The sequence below is a fragment of the Pedobacter agri PB92 genome (genome assembly GCF_000258495.1).
Taxonomy (GTDB): domain Bacteria; phylum Bacteroidota; class Bacteroidia; order Sphingobacteriales; family Sphingobacteriaceae; genus Pedobacter; species Pedobacter agri.
The window spans coordinates 1-14,046 of record NZ_AJLG01000126.1; the positions used below are offsets into that span (position 1 = coordinate 1).

The window sequence follows — 14,046 nt, forward strand, 5'->3', positions numbered from 1 at the left end:
ACGTACACATCGGTCATCCAGCTGCTTTCTTCTGAAAGTAAAAAAGCAATTGCCGAAGCAATGTCTTCAGGCTGCCCGTATTTTCCCAATGGATGTCTTTTTGCTGAAGCTGTCTTTTTATCATCGGTATTAAGCAGGCTAGCAGATAACTGCGTTTCGGTAAGCGAGGGTGCTACAGCATTTACCCTGATTTTCAAAGCTGAAAATTCTGCTGCAAGCGATTTTGTTAAACCCTCTACGCCAGCTTTTGCTGCAGCAATGCTACTGTGAAAACCCATGCCTGTTTGTGCGGCAACAGAACTGATGAGCACAATGGCAGATGAACCGGAATTTTTCAGCGGCTTAAGTGCCTGTTGAATAACCTTCGCAGCACCAATAACATTTAGCTGGTAATCATTCAAAAAATCTTCCGAAGAAATGCGGCCGAATGGTTTTAAGGTAATACTACCTACGGCATAAACCAATCCATGTAACTCTTCTGGCAAGAAATCATTTAATGAATCAACATTGTCTAGAACGTTCATTTCACTGTGTCGTACACCTTCTGGCCATTCCTGGCTATTGGTTCTGGAAACATTATAAATGCTAGCGCCTTTTTCGGCTAAAATTTTTACTAAAGCCAAACCAATGCCTGAGCTGCCGCCCACCACTAAAATGTTCTTGTTTTTGAAATCCATAATAATGATACCTTGAAAAGATAGATAAGGTTTGCGATGTGTGACAATTTAAATACGAGTCAGGTTAAATGTTCCGCAATAAAGATTTTACACGGTTGCAAAGCAAAAAAGTAATTTCCATGAACTTGTTATTAAATGCTTTACATAATTTAGGTATATGACAAAACATAATTTGAAGGTCGGCTTGTTCGGTATCGGCCTTGATACTTATTGGCCGCAATTTGAAGGGTTGGAAAATCGCCTGATCGGCTATCTGGATCAGGTGGCAGGAAAACTAAACAACTATGGTGCAGAAGTGCTGAATTTGGGCTTGATTGACAATGCAGAAAAAGCATTCACGGCTGGGCATGATTTTAGAAAAGGGGATGTGGATATTATTTTTCTATACGTTACCACTTACGCACTTTCTTCAACAGTGCTGCCCGTAGTGAGACGGGCAAAGGTTCCGGTAATCATATTAAATCTATCTCCAACGGCTGCTATCGATTATCATAATTTCAATAGGCTGAACGATCGTACCAAAATGACTGGCGAATGGCTGGCATTTTGCGCCGCTTGCCCGGTGCCTGAAATTGCAAATGTTTTTAAACGGGCTGATATTCCTTTCGAGCAGGTTACCGGAACCCTAAATGATCAGCAAACCTGGCAAGAAATTGAACAATGGGTAGAAGCGGCAAAGGTTGCGAATATGATGAGTCATAATACCTTGGGTTTGATGGGTAATTATTACAGTGGAATGCTTGATATCTATTCAGACATCACCCTACAATGTGCTGTTTTTGGAAACCATGTTGAAATTATCGAACCTGATGAGCTTACCGCTTTGGCTGAAAGTGTTTCCAGTCAGCAAATCGATGATAAACTGAATGAATTCAAAACTGTGTTTGAAATAGATCCTGCTTGTAAAGAAAGTGAGTTGGAGAAAGCAGCCAGAACTTCAGTTGCGCTTGATCAATTGGTTAAGCGATATGGCCTCGGCTCAATGGCTTATTACCACAAGGGTACCGGAAATGCTAATGGCGAAACGATGAGTTCCATCATTTTAGGAAATTCGCTTTTAACTGCCGGCGGGGTACCTGTTGCGGGTGAATACGAAATTAAAAATGCACAGGCTATGAAAATTATGGATGGTTTTGGTGCCGGCGGTTCATTCACGGAATATTATGCTTTAGATTTTGATGATGATGTGGTATTGATGGGGCATGATGGTCCGGGGCATTTGGGTATTGCCGAAGGAAAAATAAAAGTAAAACCATTACAGGTTTACCATGGCAAGGTGGGCAGCGGCCTTTCAGTAGAAATGTCGGTAAAACATGGCTCAGTAACATTACTTTCTGTTGTTGAAAATAAGGGGAAAATATTTTTTCTGGTCGCTGAAGGTGAATCAGTAGCCGGTCCGATTCTTGAAATTGGGAATACCAACAGCAGATACCGGTTTGACATCGGTGCAAGAAAATTTGTTGAAGAGTGGAACAATGCTGGCCCTGCGCATCACTGTGCTGTCGGGCTCGGCCATATTAGCAGTAAAGTCAAAAAGCTTGCGAAACTGCTAAACATCGAGGTGATCCACATTTGCTAATGAATGACAAACTTTAATTTTATTTAACATTAAGTTTAATTTTATTTCATAATGTTGTATAAAATTTCAGATACATTAGGCTTCCTATAAGATTTTCATATTTAGAATACTATCTTTAGTTAACCAAATACCCCAGAAATCGATGATTTTTTTCAAAAATTAAACATCTGTTTCTAAAATCTAACTGAAGTTTATTACAAACTAATCTTTATGAGAACGAAAAAGAGCCTACTATTTTTCTTATTTCAATTTGCTGCGATTTTTACATTTGCTCAGAGTTTGAGTTTATCTGGGTTGACGTTGAATTACCAGTCGAATCCTATCGGTATCGATACTGCCGGAATCAGGTTCGGATGGAAAATCAAAACTGATTTGCGTCAAACCATGCAAAAATCTTATGAAATAAGACTGGCTCATTCGCAAAACGATCTGTTAAACAATAAGAATCTAATTTGGAATACGGGAAAGGTTAATAGCGATCAGTCGACACATGTGGTTTATAACGGACCCAAACTGAAAGACAGGCAACGCTATTTCTGGCAGGTGAAAATTACCGACGAAAAGAAAAACAATTCTGCCTGGAGCGAAGTTCAGTTCTTTGAAACAGGCATGCTTAACAATACAAATTGGACGGCAGACTGGATAGAAAGTGCGATGGCTACGGATGGTAAGGTAGGGCCAGCACCCATATTTGCCAGGCAATTTGAAGTGAAAAAAAACAATCAAATCAGCCAGACTTTATATTACCTCACATGGTTTGTACGAAGCCACGATCAATGGCAAACGCGTAGGCGATCAATATTTTACACCCGGCTGGACCAGTTATCACAAACGACTTCAATATCAAACATACGATGTCACCTCGCTCTTAAAATCAGGAAACAATGAGACTTTCGTTACAGTAGGCGATGGTTGGTACAGGGGAAATCTCGAATTTAAGGGCAAAAGAAATACTTATGGCAAGGAGGTAGGCTTGCTCTATCAGCTTGAAGTTACTCATGCAGATGGATCGGTAACTACAACCAATTCAGATGGCAACTGGAAAGTATCGTTTGACGGGCCGGTTAAAAAATCAGATATCTACAACGGAGAAACCTTTAATGCGCTTTTGGTAAAAACTGCTACGAACTTAAAATCCTCTTCCTGGAAAACGGTAAAGGTAGCAGATTATAGTAAGGATAACCTGGTTGCACCTGTTGGGCCGGCGGTGAGCAAACACGAAAACATATCGCCTGTTAAAATATTTAAAACTCCAAAAGGGGAAATGGTTGCAGATTTCGGTCAGAACATGGTGGGTTGGGTGAAATTGAAATTACATGGAAACAAAGGAGATACCGTTACCATTAACCACGCCGAAGTGCTCGATCAGCAGGGGAACTTTTATACCGATAATCTTCGTGCAGCCAAACAGGAAAATAAATATATTTTAACAGGTGGGAAAGAAGATATTCTTGAACCACATTTTACTTTTCAGGGTTTTCGCTACGTTAAAATTTCGGGCTATAAAACCCCGATGGATAAAGATGATTTAACAGGAATTGCTATTTATTCGGATATGAAGCCTACTGGCGAATTTACCTCTTCCAATCCGCTTATTAATCAGCTGCAAAGCAACATTCAATGGGGGCAAAAAGGAAACTTTTTAGATGTGCCCACTGATTGCCCGCAGCGAGATGAGCGTTTGGGCTGGACGGGCGATGCTCAGGTCTTTTTCAATACCGCTGCTTTTAACATGGATGTATCTGGATTCTTTTCTAAATGGTTGCTGGATTTATCCGTTGATCAGCATGATAATGGAAATGTTCCGGTAGTCATTCCCGATTGCAGGGCTAAGGCAAACGCTGGGTCTGCTGGCTGGGGCGATGTGGCCACCATTATTCCATACAACTATTATCAGGCTTACGGCGATAAAGATTTACTGGCAAGGCAATTCAATAGTATGAAGGCTTGGGTAAGTTATATTAAAAGCATCAGTAAGGAGAATTTATGGAACAGCGGTCCGCATTATGGCGACTGGCTTTTTTACACCATGGCCGATGACCGCGATGGTAAAGCAGCGTTAACCGATAAGTTTTTAATTGCCCAGATTTTTTACGCCGCTTCCACACAGAATGTGATTGATGCAGCCAGGGCACTGGGTAAAAATGATGAGGTTAACATTTATGAAGCACGCTTAAAAGACATCAAAAATGCTTTTATGCGGGAATATGTAACGCCTTCAGGCAGGCTCGTGTCGAGCTCGCAAACAGCCTATGTGTTAGCACTGAATTTTGATATGCTTCCAGAAGATTTAAGAAGTCAGGCTGCGGCAAGGTTAGCGGAAAATGTAGCCTCCTATAAAAACCACCTCACTACGGGGTTTTTGGGTACACCTTACCTCTGCCATGTGCTAACGCGTTTTGGTTATACTGATGTGGCTTATAAACTGCTTTTGCAGGAAACTTATCCATCCTGGTTATATCCTGTTAAGAAAGGCGCCACCACCATTTGGGAGCGTTGGGATGGAATTAAACCAGATGGCAGCTTTCAGGCCACTTCTATGAACTCTTTTAACCACTATGCCTATGGCGCTATCGGAGATTGGATGTATAAAACTGTAGCCGGAATCAACAGTGATCCGAAAAGCCCGGGATATAAAAAAATTATAATTGCGCCTCAACCAGGGGGCGATTTTAAACATGCTGCAGCAAGATTTGAAAGTTTGTATGGAGAAATTTCATCCGCCTGGAAAACCGATGGCGATAAATTTACCCTGGATGTTAGCATTCCTGCAAATACCACTGCAACTGTAATGCTACCAGCATCAGAAAATGCAGCAATTATAGAAGGAGGAAAAGATGCAGATGGGTTGACTGATCTTAAAAAGATCAAATCGCCATCTAAAAACAAGTCTTTTGAGCTTGGATCTGGCAAATACCATTTCGAATATACCCTTAATAAAATAAGCCGCTAATTTCTTTTTGATGAAACCGATCGACCGACGTAAATTTATTCAGTTGAGCAGTTTAACGGCTGCCAATATTGCCATTTTAAGTTCAGTAAATGCCGCTGAATTATTGGATTTTAATCCTGCCGCAGATAGTTTAACATCACTTGAAAATGCTTTTTTGTCTCCTCCGGATGAAACCCGGGCAGGTGGCTATTGGTGGTGGTTTAACGGATTGGTAAATAAGGCAAGTATCACCCGAGATTTGGAAGAATTCAAAGATAAAGGAATTGGAAATGTCTTACTCGTAAATTCTGCCGGCGGTTTGGGCGGAGTTCCCTATCCGCAAGGGGAGAAATTTTTATCCTCAGGCTGGAAAGCGCTTTATCGCCATGCGCTCAAAGAAGCCGACAGGTTGGGCATTGAGGTGGGCGTAAACCTAAGTTCGGGATGGTGCATGGGCGGCCCGTGGATTAAACCTGAAAATGCAGGCAGGTGGTTTTTGCAATCAACATTAAATTTAAAAGGACCTCAAAATTTTTCAGGAAAACTACCGCTTCCAGGTGGAAGAGATGGCTATAAACATGTTTTTAATCCGCCGGGTTACAAAGATTATATTGATCTGCCTTTGGATCAACTCGATTATCAGGATACTTCAGTTGTAGCCATTTTAAATCCAAATGGCGATCAAGCCAAAATATCAGGTTCCCGGCAGGCCGTTTTTTCGGCTAAAACAAATCGAAAGGATGCCAGCAATTTCGCCAAAGCAAACGATGTAATGGGACCAACCCTGTTCGCCTGGGAAAATCAGCCTGGTGATCAGCCCATTGATACTAAACAAGTAATTAACCTCACGGACAAAGTGGGTTTAGACGGAACTTTGAATTGGGAAGTGCCAGCAGGTGATTGGACCATCGTTCGGACCGGGCACAGGATGACTGGTTCGAAACTTATGATTGCCCAGCCAGAAGCTGATGGATTATCTATTGACTGGCTAGACCACAGAGGAGTAGAGATTCAATTTGAAAACCTGGGGAAAGTACTTTTAGAAGAGAACGCAAAAGCAAATTCTAAAGCGCTAAAATATTTCTGCGACGATAGTTTTGAGGATGGCTTTCCAAACTGGACACCCAAAATCATTGATAAATTCAAAGCCTTTTGTGGCTATGACCCCCAGCCTTATTTTCCTGTACTGGCCGGTTTTATTATTGGGAGCGCCGAAATTTCCGATCGTTTTTTGCATGATTACCGCAAAACTGTTGCTGATTGTATGGCGAATGGGCACTATAAAAGATTTGCCGAGTTGTGCCACGAAAACGGTTTAAAAGTTCAGAATGAATCTGCCGGTCCTAGCCGATCGGGAACCATGTGTATGGATACCTTAAAAAATCTGGGCAGAAGTGATCAGCCGATGGGTGAATTTTGGTTGGGTGCCAAACATGATGAGCCAGGCGGTTTGGATGATGACCAGCCTTATGGCGTTTCAAGGTTAGAGTACGGACAAAATAAGGTGACCAAAATGGTAGCCTCTGCCGCTCATATTTACGGCCGAAAAACAGCTTCAGCTGAATCCTTTACTTCTTTCAGGCATTGGAAAGATGCGCCCGAGCATTTAAAACAAGCTTTAGACCGGGCCTTTTGCGAAGGAATCAATCGGGTAGTCATTCATACCACTACAGCCTCCAGGCCGGAAGACGGTTTGCCAGGCTTTGAATATGGCGCCGGAACACATTTCAATCCCAACGTTACCTGGTGGGAAAAATCTTCAGCCTTTCTTACCTATATTTCAAGATGTCAGCATTTGCTCAGAGCAGGTAAATTTGTAGCCGATGTGCTTTTTTACAATGGAGATGCTGCGCCAAATATTGTGTTGCCTAAACACGTGCCGCCAAGCCTTGGCAAAGGCTATGATTATGATGTTTGCAACGAGGAAGTTTTATTAACCCGTTTATCGGCTAAAAATAAATTAATTGTGCTGCCAGATGGTATGGCTTACCGTGTGTTGGTACTTGCCGATGATGAACGTATGCCCGAAAAGGTAATCGCAAAGCTCGAAGAACTGGTAAAGGCCGGCGCAACGATCATTGGTCCTAAACCTCAAAAGTCGCCGGGCCTTGGTAATTTTCCAGCTTGCGATCAGTATATCAAATCCAAAGCAAATTTACTTTGGGGTAAGGCTAATGGGAAATCAGTCAAACTGAATCACCTTGGCAGTGGGCGGGTTTTTTATAATGAAAATGTCCGTAATGTGCTGTTTAATGATGGCATACTTCCAGATTTTGAGTATTCAGGAAAGGAAAATTTTATAGATTTTATTCACCGGAAAACTGCCAGTGAAGATATTTATTTCATCACCAACCGGTTGGATCATGCAGTAAACTCCAGTTGTACTTTTAGGGTAAACGGGCAGCCACAACTTTGGGATGCGGTTACCGGTGAAATCATTAAAGCTGTTCCATTTAAAAAAAGTGGAAGCCGGATAACGATTGATCTTCAGTTTGCCCGGTTTCAATCTTACTTTGTTATTTTTCCGAAGGCGAAAACAGCAATGCCTGCTCAAAGCAAAACCCTATTTCCGGTATTGACTCAAAAGCAAATTTTAACGGGCGCATGGGAAGTGAATTTCAATCCTAAATGGGGAGGTCCGAACAAAATTATTTTTGACGAACTGATTGATTGGAGCAAGCACAGTGATGAGGGAATCAGGTTTTATTCCGGTAAAGCAGTTTATCGTAAAAGCTTTACCTGCAATTTACCGGCTAAAGATAAACGTATGTTTTTAGATTTGGGCGTAGTTAAGAACATCGCATCGGTGAAGCTAAATGGTAAAAATTTAGGTACAATATGGACCAGTCCTTGGCGGGTAGATATTGCCAATAGTATAAAATCAGGCGAGAACAAGCTGGAAATCGAAATCATTAACCAATGGCCTAACAGGTTGATTGGAGATGCCGCATTGCCTAAAGAAAAGCGTTTAACCAACACCAATATTGTATTTAAAAAGACAGATCCATTGCTGCCTTCAGGCTTGATCGGACCAGTTCAGATCATGATCGAGTAACATAACAGTTCATAACAGTTAAGCATTAGGCTATCTCTATTTTAGACCAACCAAATATTTTAATCATCAGAGCATGCAGGCATTTTTAGGCGTTATTTTTCACTTCATCGGCGGTTTCGCATCGGGAAGTTTCTACATTCCATATAAAAAAGTAAAAGGTTGGGCCTGGGAGAGTTATTGGATCGTGGGCGGTATTTTCTCCTGGTTAATTGTTCCTCCTTTAGCAGCTTATTTAACCATTCCTAATTTTACTGATATCATTTCTACCACCAGTGGTCAGATTCTAACCTTAACTTACTTTTTTGGTATCCTTTGGGGCATAGGAGGTTTAACCTATGGTTTAGGTGTTCGCTATCTGGGCGTGTCACTAGGAAGCAGTATCATTTTAGGCCTTTGTATGGTTTTGGGTTCTATTTTGCCATCCATTTATTTTGATGTTTTCCCTCAGGAAGGCAAAGATACTTTTACCATGTTTTTAAATACCGATTGGGGAAGAATGGTAATGCTGGGACTTTTGGTTTGTGTGTTAGGGATTATCATTTGCGGAAAAGCCGGAATGATGAAAGAAAAGGAAATTAATACTGGCGTTACCGATCCACATGGACTGGAAGTGAAAACTGAGTTTAAATTTGGTCTAGGTTTATTTGTAGGCATCGTATCGGGGGTATTAAGTGCCTGTTTTAACTTTGGTATCGAAGCGGGTAAACCAATGGCCGATGCCGCGAACTCCATCTGGAAAGCAGCAAATCCCACTGAAACCGGAAATTTTCTATTCTCTAATAATGTAACTTATATCATTGTATTATGGGGAGGATTAACGACCAACTTTATCTGGTGTATGATCCTAAACGCCCGAAACAAAACATTCGGCGACTATACAAATAAGCAAACACCACTTCTAAAAAACTATATCTTTTCAGCACTAGCAGGAACAACCTGGTTTCTGCAATTCTTTTTTTATGGTATGGGAGAGAGCAAAATGGGTAATGGCGCCAGTTCATGGATATTGCACATGGCCTTCATCATCTTAATTGCCAACGTTTGGGGGCTGGTTTTAAAAGAATGGAAAGGCGTATCCAGGAAAACATTAATTACCGTATTGGTTGGTATTCTAACCATCATCGCATCCGTATTAATTGTGGGTTACGGTAATTCACTTAAAGGTTAAATCATATAAAAAAAATCAAAATACTATAATGTCAATCGAAACGAAAAATTATAAGCATGTAAGCTATTTGTGGAATGAAGAGGAAGCCGCAAAACTAGCTGGAGATGAAGTTGCATTGTTAATTTACCGCTCTAATTTACTAGGCGCCGATTTACGCCTAACCAATTATGGTGGTGGAAACACTTCATGTAAGTTACTGGAAAAAGATCCTTTAACAGGATCGGAAACTGAAGTGATGTGGGTTAAAGGATCAGGCGGAGACTTGGGAACCTTGAAAAAAAGTGGTCTTGCAGCGCTTTATGTAGATCGTTTACGCAGCTTAAAAAATATTTACCGTGGTGTGGAACATGAAGATGAAATGGTGGAGTTATTCAACCACTGCATTTTTGATTTAAGTTCAAAAGCACCGTCAATTGATACACCACTACACGGATTTTTACCTTTCGCACATATCGATCACTTACACCCTGATGCAGCGATTGCAATCGCGGCTGCAAAAGATGGAAAAAAAATCACTGAAGAGTTATTTGGTGGAACCATTGGATGGGTAGAATGGAAAAAACCAGGTTTTGAACTGGGATTGACATTAAAAAAATGTTTGGATGAAAATCCAGGTATCCGTGGAATTATGTTGGGTTCTCATGGTTTATTCACCTGGGGCGATACTGCTTACGAAAGTTATTTAAATACCCTTGATGTAATTGAAATCTGTTCTGAATATCTAGCACAGAATTACGGCAAGAAAGGTCCTGTGTTTGGCGGACAAAAAATTGAAAGCGCTGAGGCTGGGACGCGTAAAAAACAAGCTGCTACATTAGCACCGATTTTACGAGGTTTATGTTCTTCTAAACAACACATGATTGGTCATTTTACTGATGATGCACGTGTTTTAGAATTCACCAATTCTAATGATCTTTCTCGTTTGGCTCCGATGGGAACCAGTTGTCCTGATCACTTTTTGAGAACCAAAATCAGTCCTTTGGTTTTAGATTTGAAAGCAGATGCCGATCTTTCTGATACAAAAGCGATAAAAGAAGCGCTATTGCCAGCTTTCGATGCGTACAGAGCCATGTATACCGATTACTACGAAACTTGCAAGCATGATAATAGCCCGGCTATTCGTGATACAAATCCGGTTGTGATTTTATATCCTGGAATTGGCATGTTTACTTTTTCAAAAGATAAACAAACCGCCAGAGTGGCAGCTGAATTTTATATCAATGCGATTAATGTGATGAAAGGCGCTGAAGCGATTTCAGAATATACCTCTTTGCCGCATCAGGAAGCTTTCAACATTGAATACTGGTTATTGGAGGAAGCAAAATTACAACGCATGCCAAAACCAAAACCACTTACCGGAAAAATCGCTTTGATTACGGGTAGTGCTGGTGGTATTGGTAAAGCCATTGCGAAGAAGTTTGTTGCTGAAGGTGGCGTGGTGATTTTAAACGACATGAATGCGGAGCGTTTAGCTGAAGCGGGTGCTGACTTTGAAAAACAATTTGGCAAAGATTCTTACGCTACTGCAGTATTGAATGTAACTTCTCAGGAAGATATTGATGGCGCTTTTGATGCTGCAGCATTGGCTTTCGGTGGAGTAGATATCATCGTAAATAATGCTGGATTATCAATTTCAAAAACCATTGGCGATCACACGGAAAAAGATTGGGATTTATTGTACGATGTTTTAGTTAAAGGTCAGTTCTTCATTACCCAGGCTGCAACAAAAACGATGCAAAAGCAAGATATTGGTGGCGATATCATTAATATTGTGAGTAAGAACTCATTGGTAAGTGGACCAAACAACGCAGGTTACGGTAGCGCGAAAGCAGCACAACTTCATTTAAGCAGGTTAAATGCTGCGGAATTAGGCGCCGATAATATTCGTGTAAACGTGGTAAACCCAGATGCAGTAATCAGCGATAGCAATATCTGGGCTGGTGGATGGGCTGAAGGCCGGGCAAAAGCTTATGGCATTACCGTTGCCGAATTGCCTGCTTATTATGCAAAGCGTACTTTGTTGAACCAAATTATTTTACCCGATGATATTGCCAATGCATGTTTCGCCTTTGTTGGTGGTTTGTTAAGCAAATCAACTGGAAATATGCTAAATGTTGATGGCGGCGTTGCCATGGCATTTTCAAGATAATAAGTTTACGACCGTCATTGCGAGGTACGAGGTCATCTATTCGAATAAAGTTAATGGAGATAGCTGAGGCTGGTAATGATTACGAATTGCGTTCCATTTGCAATGAAAGGTCTTAAATTTTAAAATTTAGTTTTAGTAAGTTGTTCTCTCGGTCTGTGGCTTGCCACAGACTGGAAATGACTTTAAATAATCCTCATCGTTTTACGATGATTAGAACAAGGCGAATTTTCGCTTTATTTATTAACCTAACAAACCAAGTATTCTCATGAATATCGAGCAGAACCAAATTGAAAAACACAACGACTCCCTTTTAACCACCCATCAACGCAAACTTAATTTTTTAAAAGAAGATTGGTCGCACGTTGATTTGGAAAGCGTAATCCAAAAACTGGTTGATTTTCAAATTGCGATTCCATCTTGGGCTTTAGGAACAGGAGGAACACGTTTCGGACGTTTTGCCATTACAGGCGGTGAGCCGCGTACCATAGAAGAAAAAATTGAAGATGTAGGTTTACTACATGCCTTAAACGGTGCAAGTGGTGCCATCTCGCTTCACATTCCATGGGATATTCCACAAAATGCAGAAAGCTTAAAATCACTGGCGTCAAGCTATGGTTTAAAGTTCGACGCCATGAATTCGAACACCTTTCAGGATCAGGCAGGTTCGGCACACAGCTATAAATTTGGCTCGTTACAAAACGTAAACAAAGCGGTACGTAAACAAGCCATTGAGCATAACATCGAAGTAATTAAACATGGTATTGCATTGGGTTCTGATGCGTTAACGGTTTGGTTGGCTGATGGATCATGTTTTCCAGGACAACTTAATTTCCGCAAAGCTTTTGAAAATACTTTAGAAAGTTTAGAAGAAATTTATTCGGCTTTACCAGGCGATTGGAAAATGTTTGTAGAATATAAAGCTTTCGAGCCGAATTTTTATTCTACTACAGTTGGAGACTGGGGTCAATCCTTGCTTTATGCCAGCAAATTAGGCAAACAAGCTTATACATTGGTTGATTTAGGTCACCACTTGCCAAACGCAAACATTGAGCAAATTGTAGCTTTACTTTTAATGGAAGGAAAGCTGGGTGGATTCCACTTCAACGATTCTAAATATGGTGATGATGATTTAACCGCAGGAAGCATTAAGCCTTATCAGTTGTTTTTGATTTTCAATGAACTGGTTGAAGGAATGGATGCCAAAGGGATGAATCACGCTAAAGATTTAGGATGGATGATCGATGCCTCGCATAATGTAAAAGATCCTTTGGAAGATTTATTACAATCGGTTGAGGCCATCATGATTGCTTATGCACAAGCTTTACTGGTTGATCGTAAAGCACTTAATGCTGCTCAGGATAACAATGATGTGGCTGGTGCACAAGAAATTTTGCAAAATACTTTCCGTACCGATTTAAGAGCATTAGTTGCCGAAGCAAGATTAAGAGCGGGTGCTGCCTTATCGCCAATTGGCTTATACCGCGATTTAGCTGTTAGAAGTAATTTAGTTGATCACAGAGGAAATACTGTAGCTACAGGTTTATAAATAGGAGCGAGAGAAATGCCAAAACCGGTTATTGCAATATTTGACGTTGGGAAAACGAACAAAAAGCTTTTTTTAATTGATGAAAATTATCAGATCGTTTACGAGCGATCTGCTCGTTTCGTAGAAACGGTGGATGAAGACGGTGAACCATGTGAAAATTTGGAAAGTCTTAAATCATCCGTTTATGATTCATTGCAACAAGTATTGCAAATGAAAGAGTTCGATATTAAGGCGGTTAATTTCTCAACTTATGGGGCCAGTTTTGTTTATCTTGATGAAAACGGCGAACCTTTAACGCCCCTCTATAATTACCTCAAAGAATACCCGGAAACGCTGAAGCAGGAATTTTATGCAAAATATGGTGGGGAAGAAAAAATCTCTTTAGAAACAGCCTCACCAATTTTAGGAAGCTTAAACTCAGGCATGCAGCTTTATCGATTAAAGCACGAAAAACCTGCTATTTTCGATAAAGTAAAATGGGCTTTACATTTGCCGCAATATCTAAGCTATCTCATCACCGGAAAAGCAATTGCAGATATTACCAGTATTGGTTGCCATACCCAGCTGTGGCATTTTAACAAAAATGAATACCATCACTGGGTAACTTCAGAAAAAATTGATCAGAAATTTGGTGCTTTTACCCCAGCAGATTCCAGTGTTAAAACCGAGTTTAATGGGGCAACTTTCCAGGTGGGTGTAGGGCTTCACGATAGTTCCGCGGCATTGATTCCCTACCTGGCAAATTTTAACACGCCGTTTATCCTCATCTCAACCGGAACCTGGTGCATTAGTTTAAATCCGTTCAATCAGGAACCACTAACAAAGGAAGAACTGAAGCAGGATTGCCTTTGTTATATGCATTATAAGGGTAAACCGATTAAAGCTTCACGGATTTTTGCTGGCTATGAGCACGAAGTACAGCTCAAACGAGTGTGTACGT

Annotated in this window: 9 protein-coding genes; 8 read left to right on the forward strand and 1 reads right to left on the reverse strand. The window is 40.8% G+C overall.

The window, feature by feature from the left end:
- The coding region (locus ON09_RS16845) for an SDR family NAD(P)-dependent oxidoreductase (protein WP_010602235.1) at positions 1–677 on the reverse strand (677 nt) is incomplete at its 3' end.
- Positions 678–834: 157 nt separating this feature from the next.
- On the opposite strand from ON09_RS16845, the gene ON09_RS16850 reads away from it, so the two are divergent.
- The 8 genes from ON09_RS16850 to ON09_RS16880 form a co-directional block, all read left to right on the forward strand.
- A complete protein-coding gene (locus tag ON09_RS16850) occupies positions 835–2,256 on the forward strand; it encodes an arabinose isomerase (protein ID WP_010602236.1) in 1,422 nt (473 codons plus the stop codon).
- A gap of 210 nt (positions 2,257–2,466) precedes the next feature.
- Positions 2,467–3,144, forward strand: a complete 678-nt coding sequence (locus ON09_RS26190) for a glycoside hydrolase family 78 protein (protein ID WP_238533717.1) — start codon at positions 2,467–2,469, stop codon at positions 3,142–3,144.
- Positions 3,029–5,209, forward strand: a complete 2,181-nt coding sequence (locus ON09_RS16855; RefSeq protein WP_238533718.1) for a family 78 glycoside hydrolase catalytic domain — start codon at positions 3,029–3,031, stop codon at positions 5,207–5,209. The genes ON09_RS26190 and ON09_RS16855 overlap by 116 nt, the downstream gene beginning before the upstream one ends.
- Before the next feature lie 10 nt (positions 5,210–5,219).
- Entirely contained in the window at positions 5,220–8,243 is a 3,024-nt protein-coding gene (locus tag ON09_RS16860) for a glycosyl hydrolase (RefSeq protein WP_010602237.1), read from the forward strand.
- Positions 8,244–8,316: 73 nt separating this feature from the next.
- Positions 8,317–9,411, forward strand: coding sequence for an L-rhamnose/proton symporter RhaT (rhaT, locus tag ON09_RS16865; RefSeq protein WP_010602238.1), 1,095 nt, complete (start codon positions 8,317–8,319; stop codon positions 9,409–9,411).
- Between the two features lie 28 nt (positions 9,412–9,439).
- Positions 9,440–11,560 carry a bifunctional rhamnulose-1-phosphate aldolase/short-chain dehydrogenase gene (locus ON09_RS16870; RefSeq protein WP_010602239.1) on the forward strand — a complete coding sequence of 707 codons (2,121 nt, stop codon included), beginning with the start codon at positions 9,440–9,442 and terminating at the stop codon, positions 11,558–11,560.
- A 265-nt stretch (positions 11,561–11,825) separates the two neighbouring features.
- On the forward strand, positions 11,826–13,106 hold the full coding sequence (locus tag ON09_RS16875; protein WP_010602240.1) for a sugar isomerase: 1,281 nt from the start codon (positions 11,826–11,828) through the stop codon (positions 13,104–13,106).
- A gap of 15 nt (positions 13,107–13,121) precedes the next feature.
- A partial coding sequence (locus ON09_RS16880; RefSeq protein ID WP_010602241.1) for an FGGY family carbohydrate kinase occupies positions 13,122–14,046 on the forward strand: 925 nt, incomplete at its 3' end.

Coding starts and splice junctions, on each gene's coding strand:
- ON09_RS16850 (WP_010602236.1), top strand. CDS start 835: ATGACAAAACATAATTTGAAGGTCGGCTTGTTCGGTATCGGCCTTGAT.
- ON09_RS26190 (WP_238533717.1), top strand. CDS start 2,467: ATGAGAACGAAAAAGAGCCTACTATTTTTCTTATTTCAATTTGCTGCG.
- ON09_RS16860 (WP_010602237.1), top strand. CDS start 5,220: ATGAAACCGATCGACCGACGTAAATTTATTCAGTTGAGCAGTTTAACG.
- rhaT (WP_010602238.1), top strand. CDS start 8,317: ATGCAGGCATTTTTAGGCGTTATTTTTCACTTCATCGGCGGTTTCGCA.
- ON09_RS16870 (WP_010602239.1), top strand. CDS start 9,440: ATGTCAATCGAAACGAAAAATTATAAGCATGTAAGCTATTTGTGGAAT.
- ON09_RS16875 (WP_010602240.1), top strand. CDS start 11,826: ATGAATATCGAGCAGAACCAAATTGAAAAACACAACGACTCCCTTTTA.